Origin of the sequence: [Zimmermannella] bifida NBRC 103089, from assembly GCF_001570925.1 — a bacterium.
Lineage (GTDB): Bacteria > Actinomycetota > Actinomycetes > Actinomycetales > Microbacteriaceae > Gulosibacter > Gulosibacter bifidus.
In genome coordinates this window covers 275,189-297,912 of sequence record NZ_BCSP01000001.1, presented here as the reverse complement: position 1 = coordinate 297,912, position 22,724 = coordinate 275,189, and the positions used below count along the sequence as shown (strand labels likewise).

The 22,724-nt window shown below is 62.1% G+C and carries 21 protein-coding genes; all 21 read left to right on the top strand.

Annotated features, from left to right (window positions below):
• Positions 1-2: 2 nt before the first annotated feature.
• The 21 genes from carB to pyk all read left to right on the top strand — a co-directional run bounded on the left by carB (position 3) and on the right by pyk (position 22,716).
• A complete protein-coding gene (gene carB, locus ZBI01S_RS01330; protein WP_066055150.1) occupies positions 3-3,293 on the top strand; it encodes a carbamoyl-phosphate synthase large subunit in 3,291 nt (1,096 codons plus the stop codon).
• Positions 3,293-4,201: an orotidine-5'-phosphate decarboxylase gene (pyrF, locus tag ZBI01S_RS01325; protein WP_245610493.1), complete on the top strand. Its 909-nt coding sequence runs from the start codon at positions 3,293-3,295 to the stop codon at positions 4,199-4,201. Before carB ends, pyrF begins: the two co-directional genes overlap by 1 nt.
• Entirely contained in the window at positions 4,198-5,139 is a 942-nt protein-coding gene (gene gmk / locus ZBI01S_RS01320) for a guanylate kinase (protein ID WP_066055148.1), read from the top strand. Before pyrF ends, gmk begins: the two co-directional genes overlap by 4 nt.
• A 41-nt stretch (positions 5,140-5,180) precedes the next feature.
• Positions 5,181-5,531: a DNA-directed RNA polymerase subunit omega gene (rpoZ, locus tag ZBI01S_RS01315; protein ID WP_066055145.1), complete on the top strand. Its 351-nt coding sequence runs from the start codon at positions 5,181-5,183 to the stop codon at positions 5,529-5,531.
• 13 nt (positions 5,532-5,544) lie between these two features.
• A complete protein-coding gene (gene coaBC, locus ZBI01S_RS01310) occupies positions 5,545-6,831 on the top strand; it encodes a bifunctional phosphopantothenoylcysteine decarboxylase/phosphopantothenate--cysteine ligase CoaBC (protein WP_245610492.1) in 1,287 nt (428 codons plus the stop codon).
• A 138-nt stretch (positions 6,832-6,969) separates the two neighbouring features.
• Positions 6,970-8,163: a methionine adenosyltransferase gene (gene metK, locus ZBI01S_RS01305; RefSeq protein ID WP_066055143.1), complete on the top strand. Its 1,194-nt coding sequence runs from the start codon at positions 6,970-6,972 to the stop codon at positions 8,161-8,163.
• Positions 8,160-10,286: a primosomal protein N' family DNA-binding protein gene (locus ZBI01S_RS01300; RefSeq protein WP_066055140.1), complete on the top strand. Its 2,127-nt coding sequence runs from the start codon at positions 8,160-8,162 to the stop codon at positions 10,284-10,286. Before metK ends, ZBI01S_RS01300 begins: the two co-directional genes overlap by 4 nt.
• Before the next feature lie 61 nt (positions 10,287-10,347).
• A complete protein-coding gene (gene fmt / locus ZBI01S_RS01295; protein ID WP_066055137.1) occupies positions 10,348-11,274 on the top strand; it encodes a methionyl-tRNA formyltransferase in 927 nt (308 codons plus the stop codon).
• The gene (locus tag ZBI01S_RS01290; protein ID WP_066055134.1) at positions 11,271-12,743 is read left to right on the top strand and encodes an RsmB/NOP family class I SAM-dependent RNA methyltransferase; all 1,473 of its coding nucleotides are present in this window, start codon (positions 11,271-11,273) and stop codon (positions 12,741-12,743) included. Before fmt ends, ZBI01S_RS01290 begins: the two co-directional genes overlap by 4 nt.
• A gap of 118 nt (positions 12,744-12,861) precedes the next feature.
• A complete protein-coding gene (gene rpe / locus ZBI01S_RS01285; protein ID WP_066055655.1) occupies positions 12,862-13,521 on the top strand; it encodes a ribulose-phosphate 3-epimerase in 660 nt (219 codons plus the stop codon).
• Positions 13,522-13,583: 62 nt separating this feature from the next.
• A complete protein-coding gene (locus ZBI01S_RS01280) occupies positions 13,584-13,847 on the top strand; it encodes a phosphoribosyl-ATP diphosphatase (protein ID WP_066055132.1) in 264 nt (87 codons plus the stop codon).
• 113 nt (positions 13,848-13,960) lie between these two features.
• Positions 13,961-14,800, top strand: a complete 840-nt coding sequence (hisG, locus tag ZBI01S_RS01275) for an ATP phosphoribosyltransferase (RefSeq protein ID WP_066055130.1) — start codon at positions 13,961-13,963, stop codon at positions 14,798-14,800.
• 10 nt (positions 14,801-14,810) lie between these two features.
• Positions 14,811-15,593 (top strand): imidazole glycerol phosphate synthase subunit HisF, encoded by a 783-nt coding sequence (hisF, locus tag ZBI01S_RS01270; RefSeq protein WP_066055652.1) that lies wholly within the window; start codon positions 14,811-14,813, stop codon positions 15,591-15,593.
• Entirely contained in the window at positions 15,586-16,047 is a 462-nt protein-coding gene (gene hisI, locus ZBI01S_RS01265; RefSeq protein WP_370664358.1) for a phosphoribosyl-AMP cyclohydrolase, read from the top strand. The genes hisF and hisI overlap by 8 nt, the downstream gene beginning before the upstream one ends.
• Before the next feature lie 14 nt (positions 16,048-16,061).
• The gene (locus ZBI01S_RS01260; RefSeq protein WP_066055126.1) at positions 16,062-16,799 is read left to right on the top strand and encodes a Trp biosynthesis-associated membrane protein; all 738 of its coding nucleotides are present in this window, start codon (positions 16,062-16,064) and stop codon (positions 16,797-16,799) included.
• A 135-nt stretch (positions 16,800-16,934) separates the two neighbouring features.
• Positions 16,935-17,165, top strand: a complete 231-nt coding sequence (locus ZBI01S_RS01255) for an HGxxPAAW family protein (protein ID WP_066055123.1) — start codon at positions 16,935-16,937, stop codon at positions 17,163-17,165.
• Between the two features lie 6 nt (positions 17,166-17,171).
• Positions 17,172-17,945 (top strand): indole-3-glycerol phosphate synthase TrpC, encoded by a 774-nt coding sequence (gene trpC / locus ZBI01S_RS01250; protein ID WP_066055646.1) that lies wholly within the window; start codon positions 17,172-17,174, stop codon positions 17,943-17,945.
• A 2-nt stretch (positions 17,946-17,947) separates the two neighbouring features.
• Positions 17,948-19,174, top strand: a complete 1,227-nt coding sequence (gene trpB / locus ZBI01S_RS01245) for a tryptophan synthase subunit beta (protein ID WP_066055120.1) — start codon at positions 17,948-17,950, stop codon at positions 19,172-19,174.
• Entirely contained in the window at positions 19,171-19,953 is a 783-nt protein-coding gene (gene trpA / locus ZBI01S_RS01240) for a tryptophan synthase subunit alpha (RefSeq protein WP_066055118.1), read from the top strand. Before trpB ends, trpA begins: the two co-directional genes overlap by 4 nt.
• 5 nt (positions 19,954-19,958) lie before the next feature.
• Entirely contained in the window at positions 19,959-20,987 is a 1,029-nt protein-coding gene (lgt, locus tag ZBI01S_RS01235) for a prolipoprotein diacylglyceryl transferase (RefSeq protein WP_245610491.1), read from the top strand.
• A gap of 265 nt (positions 20,988-21,252) precedes the next feature.
• Positions 21,253-22,716 (top strand): pyruvate kinase, encoded by a 1,464-nt coding sequence (pyk, locus tag ZBI01S_RS01225; RefSeq protein WP_066055112.1) that lies wholly within the window; start codon positions 21,253-21,255, stop codon positions 22,714-22,716.
• The last annotated feature ends 8 nt before the right edge of the window (positions 22,717-22,724 follow it).

Genomic DNA, 22,724 nt, shown 5'->3' with positions numbered 1-22,724 from the left:
ACATGCCAAAGCGCCAAGACATCAATAGCGTTCTCGTAATCGGCTCCGGTCCGATCGTTATCGGTATTGCCGCCGAGTTCGACTACTCGGGTACTCAGGCCTGCCGTGTGCTGCGCGAGGAAGGCGTTCGCGTCATCCTGGTGAACTCGAACCCGGCGACCATCATGACCGACCCGGACTTCGCCGACGCCACCTACATCGAGCCGATCACGCCAGAGGCGATCGAAAAGATCATCATTAAGGAACGCCCCGACGCAATCCTGCCAACCCTCGGTGGGCAGACCGCACTCAACGCAGCCATGGAGCTCGACGAGCTCGGCATTCTCGCCAAGCACGGTGTGGAGCTGATCGGTGCCAAGGTCGACGCAATTCGCCGCGGTGAAGACCGCCAGATCTTCAAAGACCTCGTCATTGAGGCCGGTGCCGATGTCGCTCGCTCGCACATCGCCCACACGGTCGAAGAAGCCAAAGAATTCGCGAAGGACCTCGGCTACCCACTGGTGGTTCGTCCGTCGTTCACCATGGGCGGACTCGGTTCGGGCTTTGCTTACACCGAGGAAGAACTCGTGCGCATCGTCGAAGACGGTCTGCTCGCATCCCCAACCACCGAGGTACTGCTCGAAGAGTCGATCCTTGGTTGGAAGGAATACGAGCTCGAGCTCATGCGTGACCACGCCGACAACTCGGTGGTCATCTGCTCGATCGAAAACCTCGACCCCGTCGGCGTGCACACCGGTGACTCGATCACGGTGGCACCAGCACTCACCCTGACCGACGTCGAATACCAGAAGCTGCGCGACATCTCGATCGAAATTATTCGTTCGGTTGGCGTCGACACCGGTGGCTGCAACATTCAGTTCGCAGTTGACCCGGCAACCGGCCGCGTCATCGTCATCGAAATGAACCCGCGCGTTTCGCGCTCGTCGGCACTCGCCTCGAAGGCGACGGGCTTCCCGATCGCAAAGATCGCGGCCAAGCTCGCCATCGGCTACCGACTCGACGAAATCGCGAACGACATCACCCGCGTCACTCCCGCGAGCTTCGAACCGTCGATCGACTACGTCGTCGTCAAGGTTCCGCGCTTCAACTTCGAGAAGTTCCCGGCCGCAGACCCAACGCTGACCACGACCATGAAGTCGGTCGGTGAAGCCATGGCGATCGGCCGTAACTTCACCACCGCACTGCAGAAGGCAATGCGTTCGCTCGAGAAGCGCGGCTCGTCGTTCACCTGGGCCGAGGACCCTCGCTCGGTTGCAGAGCTGCTCGAAAGCATCCAGACCCCGACGGACGGTCGCCTTGTTGACGTCCAGATCGCGATGGCAAAGGGTGCGACCAACGAACAGATCTTCGACGCCACGAAGATCGACCCGTGGTTCATCGACCAGATCGCCTACCTGAACGAAATCGCCGACGCGGTTCGCGACGCGCCGAACCTCGACGCCACCCTGCTGCGCCTGGCAAAGCGTCACGGTTTCTCGGATGCACAGCTTGCGCAGCTGCGCGGTATTGACGAAGCAGAACTGCGCGCACAGCGTCAGCAGCTTGGCCTTCGCCCCGTCTTCAAGACGGTCGACACCTGCGCCGGCGAGTTCCCCGCATTCACTCCGTACCACTACTCGAGCTACGACAGCGAGACCGAGATCGAGGCATCTGACCGCCAAAAGATCATCATTCTCGGTTCCGGTCCGAACCGTATCGGTCAGGGAATTGAGTTCGACTACTCGTGCGTGCACGCGGCGTTCGCGCTGTCGGATGCGGGCTACGAGACGATCATGGTCAACTGCAACCCAGAGACCGTATCGACCGACTACGACACCAGCGACCGTCTCTACTTCGAACCGCTCACGCTCGAAGATGTGCTCGAAATCGTTGACGCAGAACGTGCCTCGGGCGAACTGCTCGGTGTCATCGTGCAGCTCGGTGGCCAGACCGCACTCGGCCTGGCACACGGTCTGAAGGATGCGGGCGTACCGATCCTGGGTACCTCGCCGGACGCTATCGACCTCGCCGAAGAACGCGGCAAGTTTGCGAACATCCTCGACGAAGCCGGTCTGGTAGCTCCTGCGAACGGTATCGCTACCGATGCGGCATCGGCACATGCCGTTGCTGATGAAATCGGATTCCCGGTACTCGTGCGCCCGAGCTTCGTGCTCGGCGGCCGCGGTATGGAGATCCTGTACAGCTCGGAACAGCTCGACGACTACTTCGTTCGCACTGCCGGTCAGGTCATCATTTCGGAATCGCACCCGCTGCTGGTCGACCGGTTCCTTGACGACGCCGTAGAGATCGATGTCGACGCCCTCTATGACGGCAATGAGCTGTACATCGGCGGCATCATGGAACACATCGAAGAAGCCGGTATCCACTCCGGTGACTCGGCGTGCACCCTGCCCGCGATCACGCTTTCGAACCAGGTGCTGCAGACCGTTCGCTCCGCAACCGAGAAGATCGCTGCTGGTATCGGCGTCCGAGGTCTCCTCAACGTGCAGTTCGCGGTACACGCCGGTCAGCTGTACGTGATCGAGGCGAACCCACGCGCATCCCGTACCGTGCCGTTCGTGTCGAAGGCCCTCGGAGTGCAGCTCGCAAAGGCTGCCAGCCGCGTCATGGTCGGCAGCACCATCGCTGAGCTCCGCAAGGACGGCACGCTCAAGGCCGAAGGCGACGGTACCTTCCAGCCAATGGACACGCCAGTGGCAGTCAAGGAAGCCGTGCTGCCGTTCAAGCGCTTCCGCACCAAGGACGGCAAGATCGTTGAAGCCCTGCTTTCGCCAGAGATGCGTTCGACCGGTGAAGTTATGGGTATCGACAAGGACTTCCCGCACGCCTTCGCCAAGAGCCAGCTCGCTGCCTACGGTGGCCTGCCGACCAGCGGTCGCGTATTCGTTTCGGTTAACGACGAAGACAAGCGCTCGATCGTAGCGCCGGTTATGCGTCTGATCGAAGCCGGGTACACGCTGTGCGCAACTGAAGGCACGGCCCGGGTGCTCAAGCGCCACGGTCTCGAAGCCGACCTGGTTGGAAAGTTCACCGAGGATGAAGGTGCGAGCGAGCGTCGCAACGTGATCGACATGATTCACGAGGGTGAGATCGCTATGGTCATTAACACCCCTTCGGGTGGCGCCGCACGTGGCGACGGTTACGAGATTCGTACCGCTGCTGTGGCTGCTGACCTGCCCATCTTCACGACCATGTCCGAACTTCAGGCCGCCGTTGCTAGCCTCAAGGCGCTCGGCGAAGGCTTTGACGTCACCCCGCTGCAGGAATACCACGAACGTCGAAAGGCGAACTAGTGTCCGACCCGATCGAGACCGCATCCAACACTGCCGCACCGGCAACTCCAGCGTTTGGCGAGCGCCTCGCCAGCACGATGGACAAGTACGGCCACCTTTGCGTGGGCATTGACCCGCACACCTACCTGCTCGAGCGCTGGGGCCTGCCGGTTTCGGCCGTCGGTGCCCACGAGTTCGGCCTGCGCATCATTGAGAAGCTTGCTGGACGCGTCGGCATCGTGAAGCCGCAGGTGGCGTTCTACGAGCGCTTTGGCGCCAACGGGTACCGCGTGCTCGAAGACGTCTTCACGGCGGCTCGGGATGCGGGACTGCTCGTAATCGCCGACGTCAAGCGTGGCGATGTTGGATCGACCCTCGAAGCGTATTCGGAAGCCTGGCTGACGCCGGGTATGCCGCTGGAAGCTGACGCGATGACGATCAACCCGTACCAGGGATTCGACACGTTCAAGAAGCCGCTGGAAATGACCGAACAGTACGGCAAGGGGTTGTTCGCGCTGGCAGCGACCTCGAACCCGGAGTCTGCTTCGGTGCAGACCGCACGTCGTGTTCGCGGTACGCAGGAAGGTCGCACGGTGGCCGGCGGCATCGCCGCCCGTGCGGCACTGTGGAACCGCGAGCACGCCGAAGGCCGTACGAAGGGCTCGGTCGGCGTCGTGATCGGTGCCACCGTCGACCTTGAACGACTCGACATTGATGTGGACGACCTCGCGACCGAACCCGACACGCCAATCTTGGCGCCGGGCTTCGGCCACCAGGGCGCCGACGTTGCCGATGTTCGTCGCATCTTCGGTGCCTCGGCCCCGAACGTCATCGTCAACTCGTCGCGTGGACTGCTGCAGCACGGCCTTGAGGGCCTCGACGCAGCGATCGACGAGCAGCTCGCCGTGCTGGAACGAGCATTCGCATGACCTCGGTACCACCTCCCGTCGACCGCGCTGCCGCATCCCGTGCCGCAGTTGCGGCCCGACGCGCCCGCGCCGAAGTTAAGCAGCGCATCGCAACCGGTGCCGCTCGCCCGGTAGACGTCTTGGCCGCCTCGGCGGACACCGATAACCCGGCATCGAGCCTGCGAATCACGCAGTTCTTGGGCTCGATTCCGCACATCGGTAAGACCAAGACCGAACGCATTCTCGGTGAGCTGCAGATCGCGCCGGTGAAGCGACTCGGTGGCCTCGGTCGCCGTCAGCGTGAACGACTGGCAACCTTCTTGCACGCTTGGGAAGGCACCACGGTCACCACACCACGCGTTGTGGTGCTTGCCGGTCCAACTGCGGTCGGTAAGGGAACCGTTGCTCGGTACATTCGCGAGCACTACCCGCAGGTGCACATTTCGGTCTCGGCAACGACCCGCAAGCCGCGCCCGGGCGAGATCGAAGGCATCGACTACTATTTCGTGGACGACGCCGAATTTGACCGGATGATCGAAGCCGGTGAAATGCTCGAGTACGCGACCGTGCACAACGCCTACCGGTACGGCACACCCGCAGCTCCCATCCGTCAGGAACTGGACTCGAACAACCCAGTGCTGCTGGAAATCGATATTCAGGGTGCCCGACAGGTGAAGGAACGCATGCCGGAGGCTAGAATGGTGTTTCTATTGCCTCCCACCTGGGATGAGCTCGTTCGACGGTTGGTCGGTCGTGGGACCGAATCGCCCGAAGAACAAGAACGACGCTTGCGCACCGCGAAGGTCGAACTGGCTGCACAGCACGAGTTTGACGCCCGCGTGGTGAATGAGACCGTGGCAAAGGCGGCCCTCGAAGTGGTCAAGCTGATGGGATTTGAAATCGCCAATCAGCGCGATGCTTCGGCCACCGACACCAATGAAGAATCCAGCGCACGTTAACTGCAATCTCCGAACCACAGCGGTTGGAAGTAAGGAAAACAATGATCGACAAGCCAAAGGGCATTATTGACCCGCCGCTCGACGACCTCCTTGAGCGCGTCGACAACAAGTACCAGCTGGTGATCTTCGCCTCGAAGCGTGCTCGTCAGATCAACGACTACAACACCGACCTGCTCGAAGGCCAGATCTTCGAGAACGTGGGTCCGCTGGTTGACTCGAACGTCGACGACAAGCCGCTGTCGATTGCCCTCCGCGAAATCAACGCGGAAAAGCTCGTCATGCGCGAACCACGCGAACAGGGCGGTCTGCTGATCGAAGACGCCGCCGGTGAAGACCTGCTCAGCTTCGGTGATGACGACATCACCCCGGCTGACGTCGCTGACGACAAGTAACCCGTCACCCCACATGCCACGCGCGAATCCCACACCGCTGCGCATTGTTATCGGTATTACCGGTGGCATTGCCGCATACAAAGCGGTGTCGGTGATTCGCGCGTTGGTGTTGGCAGGGCACCACGTCGACGTCATTGCCACCGAGGCCGCGCTGCGGTTCGTTGGTGCGCCAACGCTCGAAGCGATCAGCCGAAACCCGCTGCACACCTCGCTCTATGACGGGGTTGCCGAAGTTCGGCACGTATCCCTCGGGCAGCGTGCCGACGTCATCGGCATTGTGCCTGCTACTGCAGATACGCTCGCGCGCATGACCGCGGGGATCGCGAACGATCTGCTCACGAATACCGTGTTGGCGACGACGTCACCGGTGGTGGTGGCTCCCGCGATGCACACCGAAATGTGGCAGCACGCGGCAACCCAACACAATGTGGCAACGCTGCGCGAGCGCGGGGTTGCGTTTGTGGGGCCGGATTCAGGCCAGCTCACCGGTGACGATTCCGGGCCGGGACGTCTTGCTGATCCGGATGTGATTGCGGCGGAGATCATTGCCGCTGGCATGCGGGCTCGGAGCGAAGACGACGAAACCGCGACCGCGGGGCAGCGTGTGGCACAAGATTTGGCGGGGGTGCGCATCCTGGTAACTGCCGGCGGTACGCGCGAACCGCTCGACCCCGTGCGGTTCTTGGGAAATCGCTCGTCGGGTAAGCAGGGCGTTGCGGTGGCGAGCCGCGCGGTCAGCCGCGGGGCCGAAGTAACGCTCATTGCGGCAAATCTTGAGGTTGACGTTCCCGAGGGCATCAATTGCGTTCGCGTTGAACGGGCCACCGAAATGGCGGATGCGTGCCACGCGCGCGCCGCCGGAACTGACGTGATCGTGATGGCCGCTGCGGTTGCCGATTATCGTCCCGCGCAGCAGGTTCCGGGCAAGATCAAGAAATCGGATGCGGGGGAGTCGCTCACGCTCGAACTGGTGCAGAACCCCGACATCTTGCGCGAACTCGTCACGGAACGTAACGAACGTGGTGCCCAGGGCGAACAATGCATCGTTGGGTTTGCCGCCGAAACTGAGCCCGATGACGCCGCTCGGTTGGCGATCGCGCGGGCGAAAATTGCGCGCAAAGGATGCGATTTCCTCGTATGCAACCGCGTCGACGAAGCACTCGGGTTCGGTCAAGACCAGAACACTGTTGATGTGCTCGATCTGCGCGGCGAAGTCCGGGCATCAGCCAGCGCCGACAAGATGTCGGTGGCGGACACTATTCTTGATGTCGTAGTCGCGCAGCGCGCAAACGCACGCTAGTCGACGAGCATCTATCCGTCAGAAGAAGCTTCGCGGCCCTGCATTTCGGATCGTTCGGTTACGGACACACCAGAGATCGGGCGGGAATCCGCGAGCGTGCGGGGAGTGTCTCCCCATAACGAAGAAAGGAACTCGACCATGTCGGAGCTTCGTCTATTTACTTCAGAGTCAGTCACCGAAGGTCACCCGGACAAGATCTGTGACCAGATTTCGGACCGCATCCTCGACGACCTCCTGCGTCAGGACCCCGAGGCCCGCGTCGCCGTGGAAACGATGGTGACGACCGGCCAGGTGCACGTCGCCGGTGAAATCCGTACCTCTGGCTATGCCGATATTGCGGGAATCGTGCGTTCAACGATCACCGAAATTGGGTTCGTTTCGAGCGACTTCGGATTTGACGGACGTCTGTGCGGCGTCTCGGTTTCGGTTGGTAGCCAGTCTGACGAGATCGCGCAGGGGGTCGATAACTCGCTGCAGCACCGTGAGGGTAGCGATGATGAGATCGCCAAGCTCGGTGCTGGCGACCAGGGCATCATGTTCGGGTTTGCCTGCGATGAAACCCCCGACCTCATGCCGATGCCAATCTGGCTGGCGCATCGGCTCGCAGCCCGTTTGAGCCAGGTTCGTAAGGACGGCACGCTCGAGTACCTGCGCCCCGATGGCAAGACCCAGGTCACTATCGGTTACGACGACGCCGGCGTGCCCCAGACCATCGAAACGATCGTGATCTCGACGCAGCACGGCGAACAGGTGTCGCTGACGACACTCGCCGAAGACATCCGCACGCACGTTATTGACCCGGTTATTGCCGATGTGGCGCTCGCCACCGACAATCTGCGCGTGCTCGTGAACCCGGCTGGAAACTTTATTCTTGGCGGACCTGCTGCCGACGCTGGGCTCACCGGTCGCAAGATCATCGTCGACACCTACGGCGGTATGGCTCGCCACGGTGGTGGCGCATTCAGCGGTAAGGACCCGTCGAAGGTTGACCGCTCCGCCGCATACGCCATGCGCTGGGTGGCCAAGAACATCGTGGCAGCTGGCCTCGCGAAGCGCTGCGAACTGCAGGTTGCCTACGCAATCGGTTCGGCCGAGCCGGTCGGCTTGTACTGCGAAACGTTCGGTACGCACACGGTTGCGCCCGAACGCATCCTGGATGCGGTTCGCGAAGTGTTTGACCTGCGTCCCGCAGCGATTATTCGCGATCTCGACCTTAAACGGCCGATCTACGCGGCAACGGCTCGCTATGGCCACTTTGGTCGCGACGAGCACGATTTCACGTGGGAATCGACCGACCGCGCAGCTGCCCTCAAGGCCGCCGTCGCACGTTGACCGACGCCGCATTGACCGGTCGAGTGGCGCGGGTGATCCTCGACTCACCGCTGCCGCAACTCGACCGTGTCTTTGAATACGCAATTCCCGAATCCCTTCGGGGCATGGTGCTGCCGGGCGCTCGCATCAAGGTGCCGCTGCGCACCGGCGGGCGAATTGTGCAGGCCTATGTAGCCGAGGTCACCGATGCTGCTGAATACTCCGGAAAACTGGCCGAGATCGACTCGGTGACCTCAGCAGCGCAGGTATTGACCCCACAATTGCGTGCACTGGCGCGCGCGGTCGCCGACCGTCAAGCGGGAACGGCCGCGGATGTGTTGCGACTGGCGATTCCGACACGCTCGGCGCGGCTCGAACAGCAGTGGCTCGACGCGCATACAACGACTGCGCCTGACGCGCAATCGGCAGAACCGGCAGCGATCGAGCCAGCTGCGCAGGCGGCACCTACGGCAATAGCAGCGTCGTCACCAGCGATCGCCACGGAGTTCATTGCGGCGACCGCCGACGCGCTCTTGTCCGAGGCTCCAGCGCGCCTGGCATTGCAACCCACGACGGGGGTCACCGGGCACGTACCCAACGCACTATTGCAGCTCGTGACGCTCGGCGCCGAACTGGTGCGCCGAGGACGAAGCGCGATCGTGCTCGTGCCAGATTTTCGCGACGTTGATCTCGCGCTTGAAGCTGCGGGGGATGCCTTACCCGCCGAGCTGGTGCGCCGATTCGATGGACGGTTGAAACCGAAGCCTCGCTATCACGAGTTCTTGCAGGCATTGGAGCCGCGACCGCAATTGATCATCGGCACTCGCACCGCCGTGTATGCACCGGCCCATCGACTCGGCGGCATCTTCATTTGGAACGACGATGACGAGTCGTTCAATGAACCGCGCAGTCCGTATGCACACACGCGCGAGGTCGCGTGCATCCGCGCCACGCAAGAAGCCGTCGGCATGGTGTTCGCAGCGCACTCGCCGTCGCTTGAGGTCATGCGCCTAGTGCAATTGGGGTGGTGCACCACCTGGCGTGCGCCACAACTGCCGGCGCCGCGGGTCATTCCTGCGGCAGCGACGCTCGGCGACGAACCGTACGCACAACAAGCCCGCATCCCGTCGGCTGCCTGGCGCGCGGCCAAGGCCGGTATCGAGCGGGGGCCGGTGCTCATTCAGGTTGGTCGCGCGGGGTATCTTCCGGGGCTTGCCTGCCGTCGGTGCCTGGCGCCCGCACGTTGTCACAGCTGTCAGGGGATGCTCGCGCAGCTACGCAGCGGGGCAATACCGTCCTGCACGGTTTGCGGTGAACTTCACGGGAACTGGCGTTGCGATGTTTGCGAGGGCACGGAACTTCGGGCACGAGGTTCCGGACACAAACGAACCGCTGAAGAACTTGGTCGGGCGTTTCCCGGCGTCAACATCATCGTGGCCGATGGGGAACGCGAGCTCGTCCGCATCCCGGACGCACCGGCATTGGTCATCGCGACCCGAGGCACCGAGCCAATTGCCGAAGACGGATACTGCGCGGTCATCTTGCTCGATACCGAAGGCGCGCTTGCTCGTGAATCGCTCGAAGCCCAGGCCGATGCGCTGCGGGCGTGGTCGAATGCGGCGGCACTAGTCGCAACCGGTGGTGAAGTCGTCATTGCGGGGGCACAGTCGGCACCAATCGTGGCATTGCGCGATTGGCGACAGGCTGCACTGGTGCAGGCAGAGCTTGAAGATCGATATGTGTTGCAATTCCCACCGGCGATCCGGCTGGTGGCGATCACCGGTACGCGCGATGAAGTCGGTGCCGCACTTCGCCGCCTTGATGATTTGTTCGCCACTTCGGCGAGCGGCCAAGCTGGCGAGGCACCAATCAACGTGCTCGGTCCCACTCCGGTTATGGCGGATGCACCGGGTAGCGCGGGTGGTGACACTGCGGCGCTCGAGATGCCAGCGTCGGGGGCACCGGCGATCGCACCGAACGCGGTGCGTGCCATCGTGCGCTTTCACTACCGTGACGGTGCTGCAGTGGCGCAGACACTCAAGGCCGAGCTGGTTGCTCGCGCGACGGCAACCCGACGGACTGGTCGCGGCCCCCGCTACCAATCGACGTTGCGCGTCCACTTCGATGCGCCGGGAGTGTTCTAGCATCGATACGAATCTTCACCGCTTCGCGCGGTGAACCAACGTGAATCGGAGAACTCGTTTTATGCGCATTGCATTCGCCGGCACTCCAGAAGTTGCCGTTCCAACGCTGGATGCACTCGTTGGCGCTGGTCACGACGTCGCGGTGGTCCTTACCCGCGAAGATGCACCGCAGGGACGCAAACGGGTCATGACCCCATCGGCGGTTGCGGCAAAGGCCGAGGCACTCGGAATCCCCGTTGTTCGCGCGAACCAAATCGATGACGCGGTAGCAGCGGCAGTGCTTGACCACAACATTGAACTCGGTGTGGTCGTCGCCTACGGTGGCATCATCCGCCCGCCGTTATTGGACGAACCGGCCCACGGATGGATTAACCTGCATTTCTCGCAGCTGCCGCGCTGGCGTGGCGCCGCACCGGTGCAACAGGCCATCATCGCCGGTGACCGTGACAGCGGCGTCGCAGTCTTCCAGCTCGAAGCCGGGCTCGACACCGGACCAACCTACGTGAACCGTGCCGTGCCCATCGGTGCCCACGAAACAGCCGGCGAACTCCTAGAACGCCTAGCCGTTGACGGTGCCGCCGACGTCGTTGACGTGGTTGCCGATCTCGAGCGCGGCACCGCGATCGCCACGCCGCAGTCGGGCGAGGTCACCCACGCCGGAAAACTGCACGCCAAACTCGGCCGCATCGACTGGACAATTCACGCCCAGCGCATCGACGAACTAGTGCGCGGCGTCACCCCCGAACCCGGTGCATCCACGATGCTGAACGGTGAACGGTTTAAGGTGCTGCGCGGTCGACCAAGCAGTGATGACCGACCCGCCACTGCCGACCACGAAGCCGGCGCCGTCGCGCTTGAAGGTGGCGAAGTGCGCGTGCAGACGCTGCGCGGCGGCTATGTGCTCGAGACGGTGCAGCCGGCAGGTAAACGTGCCATGTCGGCTTCGGATTGGTTCCGCGGTCAGCGCGATCGCGTGGTCTTCGAATGACGGTCACTGCCCGTGCCATTGCGCTGGATGTGCTGATCGCAATCGAGCGCGATGACGCCTATGCCAATTTGCTGCTGCCCAAGCGCATCACATCCGCCGGATTCGACGAGCAGCACGCAGCATTCGCCACTGAGCTTTGTTACGGCACAGCTCGAAACTTCGGCGTCTATGACTGGATCATTTCGCAGGTGGCCGGTAGACCGGCCGCGAAAATCGATGCCCTGCCACTGAGCGCCCTGCGATTGGGCGCCCACCAGCTGCTGCAGATGCGCGTGCAAACGCATGCCGCAGTCAACGAGACGGTGGACCTCGTCAAACAGCGCGGTAACCGTGGTGTGGCCGGCTTCGTCAACGCCAACTTGCGGGCGATCGCGCAGAAGTCCTGGGCCGAGTGGCTTGACGCAATCAGCGCAGCCATGGGCGATGCACTCGGTGCTACGGCAATGGCGCACGCACACCCGCGATGGATCGCTAAGGCATTCCACCAAGCGTTGCAGCGCGAGAACCGCGCCGACGACCTCGAGGCGCTGCTCGGCGCCGACAACATTGCACCGGCAGTGCATTTGGTTGCGCTGCCCGGTCACGCAATGCGTGAGGAAGTGACGGCCGCGCATCCCGACCGCTGCACCGAACTTGAAATGGTGCCAACCGCCATGCAGCTTCGCGGCGGCAATCCGCACGATGTCATCGACAAATTCGACGGTGCGGTGCGCGTGCAGGATGCGGGATCGCAACTTGCGGCATTCGCGCTCGCCCATGCTCCGGTTGCGGTGTCGGCAACAACTGACTCGTCGCAGACGCATTGCACGCTCGGCACCGAATCGTGGCTCGATCTCTGTGCCGGACCGGGCGGCAAGTCGGCCTATCTGGCGGCGCATGCGCAACTCCTCGGGGCACAGTTCCTCGCCAATGAGGTCACGCCCGCTCGCGCGGGATTGGTGCGTCAGGCACTGGCGCCGCTCGGGTCGTTTGACGTTCTCGAACGCGACGGCCGAGAAATTGGCGCTGACTACCCGGCCGCGTTTGACCGCATCCTTGCCGATGTGCCCTGCTCGGGTCTTGGCGCGCTGCGACGGCGGCCCGAAGCTCGCTGGCGCAAATCACGATCCGACATCAACGAGCTCGTGGTGTTGCAGCACCAGCTTCTTGACTCGGCAATTCGCGCCTGCAAACCCGGGGGAGTGATCGCCTACGTCACCTGCTCACCCGTAGTTGAGGAAACCACAAACGTCATTAACGGTGCGCTTGCGACCGGTGCGGTGCGTGCCCTCGACACGGTTGCGGTGTTGTCGGATGCGGGCAGTCGCGTGTCCTTCACCCCGATCGTGCTCGATACGGTTGCGCACACGGCGCCTGATGGCGCCACCACCGGTGGCAATGCGGTGCAGTGCTGGCCGCACCTGCACGGCACCGACGCGATGTTTATCGCGCTCTTGCAGCGCGTCAACGACCCTGTAGATCCGCGCTGAGTCTGCGGAATCGTGCCGGTCGGGAATCCGCAGTCGGCACTGCGACTCGTATCGCGACCGCATGCACGACACATCACAGTGCGACAATGGCGGCACAGGATTCACGGAAGGACGCGATATGAGTGCCCGAATTAACCCATCGATCTTGGCAGCCGACTTCGCCAATTTTGAACGCGAACTTGGTCGCATCGCGACCGCCGACGCCGCCCATGTTGATGTTATGGACAACCATTTCGTGCCGAACCTTACCTTTGGTCAGCCCATGGTCGAACGGCTCCAGCAAGTGTCGCCGATTCCGCTCGATCTGCACCTGATGATCGAAAACCCTGACCACTGGGCACCACAGTTCGCTGAAATGGGCGTGTTTTCGGTGACGTTCCATCTCGAGGCCGCGACGGCACCGGCAACGATTGCCCGAAACATCCGTGCCCAAGGTGCGCGAGCCGGAGTGGCGCTGCGCCCGGGAACCCCGTTCGCCGCGATCGAAGAACTCCTGCCGCACTTTGACCAGCTGCTCATCATGACTGTCGAGCCGGGCTTTGGCGGGCAGTCGTTCATGCCCGAAACGATGCCGAAGCTCAAACAAGCAAAGGACTGGGCAAAACGCACCGGGACCGACATCTGGTTGCAGGTCGATGGCGGCATCTCCGCGACCACGATCGAGCAGGCCGCCGAAGCTGGTGCCGATACGTTCGTGGCTGGATCCGCGGTATTTCGTGGCGAGCCCGCCGAAGAAATCGAACGTCTGCGCACCCTGGCAAACGCGCATACGCACTAGCCGAACCGACGTCCCGCATCCACTTGCCAACAACGGCAACCCGTACCAAGTAAGCTGGCCACGTGAAGAGCTTCGAAGAACTATTTGCCGAACTGTCTGCCAAGGCACTCGCACGTCCCGAAGGATCGGGCACGGTTGCTGAACTTGACCGCGGCGTCCATTTCATCGGTAAGAAGCTCGTTGAAGAAGCCGCCGAAACATGGATGGCTGCCGAATACGAGTCGGATGACGCTTGTCAAGAAGAAATCTCGCAGCTGATCTACCACCTACAGGTGATGATGATCGCTAAGGGATACACGCTCGACGACATCTACAAGTACCTCTAGCGACCGCTTGGCCCGTGCGCGATGCCCGCAGCTGATCTGCCAATTGCGCACAGATCCGGATGCTAATCCCGGAACCAAACACTTCACAACACACCCCACCCCAGGAGAATTCAGTGCTTCGCATTGCTGTGCCGAATAAGGGCATGCTCGCGCAAACTGCCAATGCCATGCTCATCGAAGCTGGCTACCGCGGACGTCGTAACGACCGTGAACTTGTTGCACTCGACCCCGAGAACGAGGTTGAGTTTTTCTATATCCGTCCGCGTGACATCGCCACCTACGTCGGTGAGGGCGTGCTCGACATCGGTATCACCGGTCGCGACATGCTGCTCGACTCGCAGTCAAAGGCCCACGAAGTTCGTGCGCTCGACTTCGGTGACTCGACCTTCCGGTTCGCCGCACGACCCGGTGCATTCAACACCGTGAGCGATCTTGAAGGCAAGCGCATTGCGACCAGCTACACGGGCTTGCTCGCGCGCTACTTCGAAGACGCCGGTATCAGTGCCGAACTCATCAAGCTCGATGGTGCGGTCGAATCGGCGATTCAGCTTGGCGTTGCCGACGCGGTTGCCGATGTGGTTTCGACCGGTAACACGCTCCGTCAGGCGGGCCTCGAGATTTTCGGCCCGGTTATCCTCGATTCGACCGCAATTCTGATTTCCACCCCCGAAAAGGTGGATGCGGCAGCCACGCTCATTAAGCGTCTCGAAGGCGTCTTGGTCGCGCAGAAGTACTCGATCATGGACTACGACATTCCGGCCGACCGCCTCGATGCAGCGATTGCGCTGACGCCTGGATTCCAGTCGCCAACGGTTTCGCAATTGCACGACAAGGAATGGTGCGCCGTTCGCTCGCTGGTACCGATTCGCGACCTCAACCGCGTCATGGACGACCTGTCGGGTGTCGGTGCCCGCGCGATTCTTGTGACCGCGCTGCAAGCTGCCCGGATGTAGCGCGATGTCGATGACTCGCACTGCTGACAATCTCGCTGTTCGCGTTATTCCCTGCCTCGACGTGGCCGATGGCCGCGTCGTTAAGGGCGTGAACTTCCTCAACCTTCGCGATGCCGGTGACCCCGTCGAATTGGCGAAGAATTACGCTGCTCAGGGCGCCGATGAAATCACGTTCCTCGATGTCACGGCTACGAGCGATAATCGCGACACCACCTACGACCTGGTCACGCGCACGGCCGAACAGGTGTTCATCCCGCTCACCGTTGGCGGCGGCGTCCGCAGCGTCGAAAACGTAACGAAACTGCTCGCATCCGGGGCCGACAAGGTCGGTGTGAACTCGGCAGCGATTGCTCGCCCTGACCTGATCGACGAGATCGCAAACAAATTCGGTGCGCAGGTACTCGTCTGTTCGCTCGACATTCGCCGCAGTGAAGCCACCGAGTCAGGCTTTGAGGTGACGACGCACGGCGGCCGCAAGGGCACCGGCCTTGACGCACTCGAATGGTGCCGTGAAGCCTGCAACCGCGGTGCCGGTGAGCTGCTCGTAAACTCGATGGATGCGGACGGTACCAAGCGCGGGTTCGACCTCGAACTCATCTCGCTGGTCCGCGAGATCGCGACCGTCCCGGTCATCGCTTCCGGCGGCGCCGGTGAACTCGACCACTTTGCACCTGCAGTTGATGCTGGTGCTGATGCGGTGCTTGCCGCGAGTGTGTTTCACTACGGCGAATTGACCATCGCGCAGGTGAAGGCATCGCTCGCCGCATCCGGAGCCGTGGTTCGCGGTGTCTAATCCGGTAGCGCCACGCGCAATTGCTGCGCTCACGGCGAACGATATCGATGCGATCATTGCGCAGGTCCGGTTCAACGATCAGGGCCTCGTGCCCGCCATTGCGCAACAGTTCGACACGCGCGAAGTGCTGATGATGGCGTGGATGAACGCGGAATCGATTCGTCGTAGCCTCGTCGAGCAGCGGGCGGTGTACTGGTCACGTTCACGGCAAGAACTTTGGCGCAAGGGGGACACCTCTGGCGCGGCCCAGCAGTTGCACGGTTTTGCAGTCGACTGTGATGCCGACACGGTGCTGCTACAGGTCGACCAAACTGGAGCTGCCTGCCACACTGGCACGCGCACGTGCTGGGATGGTGACACGCTCGCGGTCAGCGACACGGCAGCAATCGCGCATGAGTCGGCAAATGGTGCAACCGCTGGCACATCGCTACACAGCGCAGACACCCAAGCGTGAACAGGACGATACGAATGACGAACGCAATTGACGCTAGCGCGGGCAAGCGCGCGAAACGCATCGCCTCAGCCACGGCGGCACTCGGCACAGTCACCACTATGATCGCCTGGCTGTTTTCCATGGGATCAGCGCAGGCATCGGTAAACGGTGCCGTGCAAACGGTCACTGCCAACGGGGGAGACGCCTCGGGAGCTGTTATGGCAATTGCGCTCGCCGCCTTCGCATCGGTAATTGCGCTGATGATGGTGAACCAGCGAATTCTGCGGTTCGTCTTGGCGCTATTGCTGTCGCTACTGGCGCTGGGCAGCATGTGGTTGCTCGCCGGGGTCATGCGAAATCCCGAGCAGGCGTTCATCGAGCAAATCAATTCGTTAACGGCAACGTCAACCGAACGTGCAGCGTTGGATGCGATCGTGCCAGATTCGGTTCGGACGACCGTTTGGCCAATGGTTGCGTTCGCTGGCGCCATCATCACCTGGGTGGCAAGCCTGTTCGCGATGTTCACCTGCGCGAGCTGGCCCACCGGCGGCCGCAAGTACGACCGCAACGCGAACACCAGCACCTCGGAGCCTGTGGCAGATGACGCCGCAGCAGACACCGATGCGACTGATTCAGGAACACGTGCCGGCGAACCGCGCACGCCAACATCCGACCGCACCTCGGCACCAACAACCACCCGCGATCGCGCCGCAGATCGACACATCGATCAGTGGGACGCGCTCTCAAATGGAGAAGACCCAACCGATCAGTAGTCCTGCGTCGATCAGTAGCACCGATTAATCGGTCGACAACCAGGCCGCGCCACGCGACACTCGTGTGTGCAAGAGTCCGGCGCCGGCTGATAGTAGGATGAAGCGAACCACTGCGTAGCAAGGAGACAACAGCGCATGTCGAACGACAACATTGTGTACTCGAAGTACCACGTTGAAGATGAAGGCAACTCGGTTGCTGGCTGGATCGGTGTAGCGATCATCGTCCTCGGCTTCATCGTTGGCACCATCGGACTGTTCATCGAGGTCGACATCGTCACCTGGGTTGGCGTTGCCATGATCCCACTGGGCGCCATCGCTTGGATCGGTCTCAAGTTCGCTGGCCTGGGCCCAAAGGGTCACCAGTAACTCATGATGCTTGACGACCTCATGGCGGGGTCGCGAGCGGACGCTGCACGCCGTCGTGCGCTCGTCCCCACCGACGAGGTTGAGCGTCTCGCGCTTGCACAGGCACCGGCACTGGATGCCGTAGCGGCGCTCTCGCGACGCAAAACCGTCAACATCATTGCCGAAGTCAAGCGAGCCAGCCCGTCACGCGGGCGGCTCGCTGGCATTCCCGACCCGGCTGAACTCGCCACCCGCTACGAACGCGGGGGAGCGGCAGCGATCAGCGTCCTCACCGAAGAGCGCAAATTCCTCGGCTCGCTCGACGACCTGCGCGCGGTGCGCCAGGCCGTTACGGTTCCGGTATTGCGCAAGGAATTCATCAGCGAGGAATACCAAATCCTCGAGGCACGCGCAGCCGGCGCCGATCTCATCCTGCTGATCGTCGCGGCACTCGACCAGGCAACGCTGGTGCGTCTCAAGACATTTACCGAGTCCCTCGGAATGACCGCGCTGGTCGAGGTGCACACTCGCGATGAGTTCAATCGTGCCGTGGATGCAGATTCGCGGGTTCTCGGCGTAAACGCGCGCGACCTACAGACGTTTGAACTGCATCCGCAGCTTTTTGCCGAACTCGCACCGGACTACCCAGCAGGGGTCGTTAGAGTTGCCGAATCCGCGGTGCTGACTCCCGAACACGTGCGCAACTATCGCGAGGTCGGAGCCGATGCCGTACTGATCGGTGAGGCACTCGTGACCGGGGATAACCCCGAGGCCACTATCAACTCCTTTATGCAGGTGTAACTATGACCACATTTCGCGATGCCCAAGGCCCGTACTTCGGCGATTTCGGCGGGCGCTTCGTGCCCGAAAGCCTGATCGCTGCGCTCGATGACTTGGATCGCGAATGGCAGTCGGCAAAGCTTGATCCCGAGTTTCAGGCCGAGCTTGATTTCTTGCTGCGGGAGTACGCTGGTCGGCCCTCGCGCCTGACTCGCGCCGATCGATTCGCCACGCATGCCGGTGGCGCGACGATCCTGCTCAAGCGTGAAGACCTGAACCACACCGGTTCGCACAAGATCAACAATGTGATCGGTCAGGCGCTGCTCACGAAGCGGGTCGGCAAGACGCGAGTCATCGCTGAAACCGGCGCCGGTCAGCACGGTGTCGCCACCGCCACGGCGGCGGCGCTGTTTGGGCTTGACTGCACGATCTACATGGGCGCGGTCGACATTGCACGCCAAGCGCTCAACGTTGCACGAATGCGCCTGCTGGGCGCCGAGGTGGTTGCCGTTGAGTCGGGCTCCAAGACGCTCAAGGACGCCATTAATGAGGCGTTTCGCGATTGGGTGACCAATGTCGCCAGCTCGAACTACATTTTCGGTACCGCTGCCGGACCGCATCCGTTCCCCGGGCTCGTTCGTGACTTGCAGCAGTACATCTCGATCGAATCGCGCGCACAGTGCCTTGAACTCGTCGGCAAGCTGCCGGATGCAGTGGTCGCGTGTGTGGGCGGCGGATCGAACGCAATTGGCTCGTTTGAGGCCTACCTCGATGACGAATCCGTACGCCTCTACGGCATCGAGGCCGCCGGTGCGGGTATTCACACCGCAAAGACGGCGGCAACGTTGAATACTGGCCGACCGGGCGTATTGCACGGTGCTCGCACCTACCTGATGCAGGACGAATACGGTCAGACGATCGAATCGCACTCGATTTCGGCAGGCCTTGACTATCCGGGCGTGGGCCCTGCGCATGCTTGGCTGCACGATGCTGGTCGCGTTGAGTACCGCGGTGCGACCGACGACGAAGCCATGCAGGCCATGCGATTGCTGGCCGAAACCGAAGGCATTATTCCGGCGATAGAGTCATCGCACGCCCTGGCCGGAGCCATCGCGCTCGGCCACGAACTCGGCCCGGATGCCACGATCCTCGTGACCGTATCGGGTCGAGGCGACAAAGACATGAGCACTGCGCTCGAGTATTTCCAGCTCGGCGAAGCCAGCCGCACCATTGGGGGAGACGAGGTATGACGAGCACCGTAGCTGCACGCATCGACGCCGTTCGTGCCGAACGCAAAGGACCGCTGATCGGCTATCTGCCGGCCGGGTTCCCCGACCTCGACACCTCCGTTGAAGCCGCAATCGCGATGGCGCAAAACGGCGTGGACATCATCGAATTTGGCGTGCCCTATTCCGACCCCGTCATGGACGGCCCGGTTATTCAAGCCGCCTGCCAGCGTGCCCTGGGCAACGGATTTCAGGTGCCACAGCTGTTTGACGCAATTGCTCGCGTGCGCGCAGAAGTCGATGTGCCAATCCTGGTGATGAGCTACTTCAATCTGATGATGCAGCAGGGCATCGATCAGTTTGCTGCCCGCCTTGTTGACTGCGGTGCTGCCGGCGCGATCACGCCAGACCTCATCCCCGATGAAGCTGGCGAATGGCTCGAAGCGAGCGACAAGTACGACCTCGATCGAGTCTTCCTGGCCTCGTCGACGTCGAGTGACGAACGCCTGGCACGGATCATCGCAAATTCGCGAGGCTTTGTGTACACCGTGTCGACGCTCGGCGTGACCGGTGCTCGCGCGGATGTCGACAAGTCGGCGCGAGTGCTCACGGACCGTCTGCACGCACTTGGCGAACAGCGGGCCTGCGTCGGCATCGGCATTTCAACGCCGGAACAGGTTGGTGAAGTGCTCGACTACGCCGAAGGTGCGATTGTCGGATCGGCACTCGTGCGTGCGCTCGCGCGTGGCGGCGTTGCCGAACTCGCCGACACGGCAGCTTCGTTGGCTAAAGGAACCCACTAATCATCGTGACATTCTCGCAACTGCAGCACACCGCATCCGCACTTGGCATTACCGGACCGGTACCCCAATCGATTCCATCGCCACCGGCTGAACTCGCGACGCTTTCGCTTGGGCCAGTCACGATCCACATGTACGCGCTGGTCATCGTGCTGGGCATCCTGATCTCGGTGTGGTGGACGAACCGACGCATGGTTGCAAAGGGCGGCGAGCCCTGGGTCATTATTGACATCGCCATGCCCGCGGTGCTCATGGGGCTGCTCGGCGCGCGGCTCTATCACGTCTTCACCCACCCGGGCGATTACTTCTATGAAGGCGCCGATTGGTGGCGAATTTTCGCCATTTGGGAGGGCGGCAACGCCATCATCGGTGCGCTGATCGGTGGTGCGCTGGGTGCGTATGCCATCTGCCGCGTCAAGGGCATCCGTTTCTTGAGTTTTGCGGATGCGGCGGCTCCGACGATCCTGTTCGCGCAAGCAATTGGGCGCATCGGTAACTGGTTCAACCACGAGCTGTTCGGATGGCCAACCGACCTGCCTTGGGGCCTTGAAATCGAATCGACCAACCCGGCGATTCCGGCGGGCATTCCTGCCGACACGCTCTTTCACCCAACTTTCCTGTATGAACTCATTTGGAACCTCATCGGCGTCGCGCTGATTCTGCTCGCCGAACGCATGTTCCGGATGGGCTGGGGCAAGACAATGGGCCTGTACTTCCTCTGGTACGGCATCGGTCGCATGATGATCGAATCAATCCGTCTCGACTATTCCGAGATCGTGTTCGGGATGCGGTCCAACGTGTTTGGTGCGCTCGTGCTGGCGCTCATCGGTCTCGCGGTCATCATCGTGCAATCGCGTCGCCACCCAGAGCCAGCCCCGACCGTGTACACGGACGGACGCACTTGGGCGGAAATTGACGGCGTCGAAGACGAACCGGCAGCAGGCAAACCAGCTGAAGCCGATGATGCAGCGGTCGAAGAAGAACTCACCGAAGCAACCGCATCCACCGAAACAACCGACGCAACTCACCAGGCGTAGTGTCGGCGGGGCATGCGCCGCAGCCGATCATTTCCAGGGCGCACTACCAGCACGCGAACGCAAGTGCTGGGCAGGCGCGAAGCTTGTGTTTCGGCACGGTGCCTATGCTTGATACCCAGCAAGTTGTGTTCGACCGCGGTATCCGCATCCACCGAATCACTCGTTTGCTTCGAGTTTGATTCGAACGGGTGTGGGTGTAACCAAGAACGATTTAACTAGTGGCTGCCGAGAAACAGTGCGGCACAAGGATGAACGGAGCATCTACATGACTCGACGCGCGAAAATCGTCGCCACGCTGGGGCCGGCGGTGTCATCCCCAGAAGGCATCCGAGGTCTGATCACCGCGGGCGTTGACGTCGCACGTTTCAACCTCAGCCACGGTGACCACCAGGTGCACTCGAACAACTACCGCATGGTTCGGGAGATCTCCGAACAGCTCGGTAAGTCGATCGCCGTGCTCGTCGACCTCCAGGGGCCAAAGATCCGCCTCGGCAAGTTCGACGATGGCGCACCATATGAGCTCAATGAGGGCGACCTGTTCCGCATCACCACTGACGACATCGTCGGCACGCGTGAAATTGTCAGCACGACCTACAAGGGTCTGCCCGGCGACGTCACCCCGGGTGACCCCATCCTCGTTGACGACGGCCGCGTAACCCTGCGCGCAGTTGAGGTGACGCACAACACCGTCACCACGCGTGTTGAAGTTGCTGGCCCCGTGTCGAACAACAAGGGCATCAACCTGCCGGGTGTCGCCGTCAACGTGCCAGCACTCAGCGAAAAGGATGAGGACGACCTGCGTTGGGGTCTGCGCATCGGCGCCGACATCATCGCGCTCTCGTTCGTGCGCGGTCCCGAAGACATCACGCGCGTTCACGACATCATGGAAGAAGAGGGCATTCACCTGCCGGTGATTGCGAAGATCGAAAAGCCACAGGCGGTTCAGCGTCTGAGCGAGATCGTCGATGCCTTCGACGGCATCATGGTCGCGCGCGGTGACCTTGGTGTGGAGCTGCCGCTTGAGCAGGTGCCAATTGTGCAGAAGAAGGCCATTGAGCTGGCCCGCCGTCGCGCCAAGCCGGTCATCGTTGCCACCCAGGTACTCGAATCGATGATCTCGAATCCGCGCCCCACACGCGCCGAGGCTTCAGACTGTGCGAACGCGGTTCTTGACGGTACGGATGCGGTCATGCTCTCGGGCGAAACGAGCGTGGGGCAGTACCCGTTCATCACCGTGCAGACGATGGCACGCATCATTGAATCCACCGAGACGCACGGTCTCAGCCGCATCCCACCGATCGGTACCAACCCGTTCACGCAGGGTGGCGTCATCACGCTGGCTGCGACCGAGGTGGGCGAGTTCCTCGGTGCGAAGTACTACTGCGTCTTCACCGAATCAGGCGATTCGGTCCGCCGCATGTCGCGCCTGCGCCCGCAGATTCCGGTGCTCGGATTCACCCCGCGCGAGTCGATTCGCCGTCGTATGAACCTCTACTGGGGTGTGCAGGGCGTGCTCGTTGAGCGCGTGACGCACACCGACGAACTCTTCTTGCAGGTCGACGACTACCTGCTCAGCACGGGTAAGGCACAGCGCGGCGACAAGGTTATCGTCGTGGCCGGTTCCCCTCCGGGCGTTCCGGGGTCGACCAACGACCTGCGCGTGCACCGTGTCGGTGACGCACAGGATGCGGTAGCTCCCGCGTATCAGGGTCGACACAGCCGCGACTAGTTCGCGTT

Excerpts from the sequence above, each read along its gene's own strand:
- carB (WP_066055150.1), top strand. The coding sequence starts at position 3 with ATGCCAAAGCGCCAAGACATCAATAGCGTTCTCGTAATCGGCTCCGGT.
- gmk (WP_066055148.1), top strand. The coding sequence starts at position 4,198 with ATGACCTCGGTACCACCTCCCGTCGACCGCGCTGCCGCATCCCGTGCC.
- rpoZ (WP_066055145.1), top strand. The coding sequence starts at position 5,181 with ATGATCGACAAGCCAAAGGGCATTATTGACCCGCCGCTCGACGACCTC.
- coaBC (WP_245610492.1), top strand. The coding sequence starts at position 5,545 with ATGCCACGCGCGAATCCCACACCGCTGCGCATTGTTATCGGTATTACC.
- metK (WP_066055143.1), top strand. The coding sequence starts at position 6,970 with ATGTCGGAGCTTCGTCTATTTACTTCAGAGTCAGTCACCGAAGGTCAC.
- fmt (WP_066055137.1), top strand. The coding sequence starts at position 10,348 with ATGCGCATTGCATTCGCCGGCACTCCAGAAGTTGCCGTTCCAACGCTG.
- ZBI01S_RS01290 (WP_066055134.1), top strand. The coding sequence starts at position 11,271 with ATGACGGTCACTGCCCGTGCCATTGCGCTGGATGTGCTGATCGCAATC.
- rpe (WP_066055655.1), top strand. The coding sequence starts at position 12,862 with ATGAGTGCCCGAATTAACCCATCGATCTTGGCAGCCGACTTCGCCAAT.
- hisF (WP_066055652.1), top strand. The coding sequence starts at position 14,811 with ATGACTCGCACTGCTGACAATCTCGCTGTTCGCGTTATTCCCTGCCTC.
- ZBI01S_RS01260 (WP_066055126.1), top strand. The coding sequence starts at position 16,062 with ATGACGAACGCAATTGACGCTAGCGCGGGCAAGCGCGCGAAACGCATC.
- ZBI01S_RS01255 (WP_066055123.1), top strand. The coding sequence starts at position 16,935 with ATGTCGAACGACAACATTGTGTACTCGAAGTACCACGTTGAAGATGAA.
- trpC (WP_066055646.1), top strand. The coding sequence starts at position 17,172 with ATGCTTGACGACCTCATGGCGGGGTCGCGAGCGGACGCTGCACGCCGT.
- trpB (WP_066055120.1), top strand. The coding sequence starts at position 17,948 with ATGACCACATTTCGCGATGCCCAAGGCCCGTACTTCGGCGATTTCGGC.
- trpA (WP_066055118.1), top strand. The coding sequence starts at position 19,171 with ATGACGAGCACCGTAGCTGCACGCATCGACGCCGTTCGTGCCGAACGC.
- pyk (WP_066055112.1), top strand. The coding sequence starts at position 21,253 with ATGACTCGACGCGCGAAAATCGTCGCCACGCTGGGGCCGGCGGTGTCA.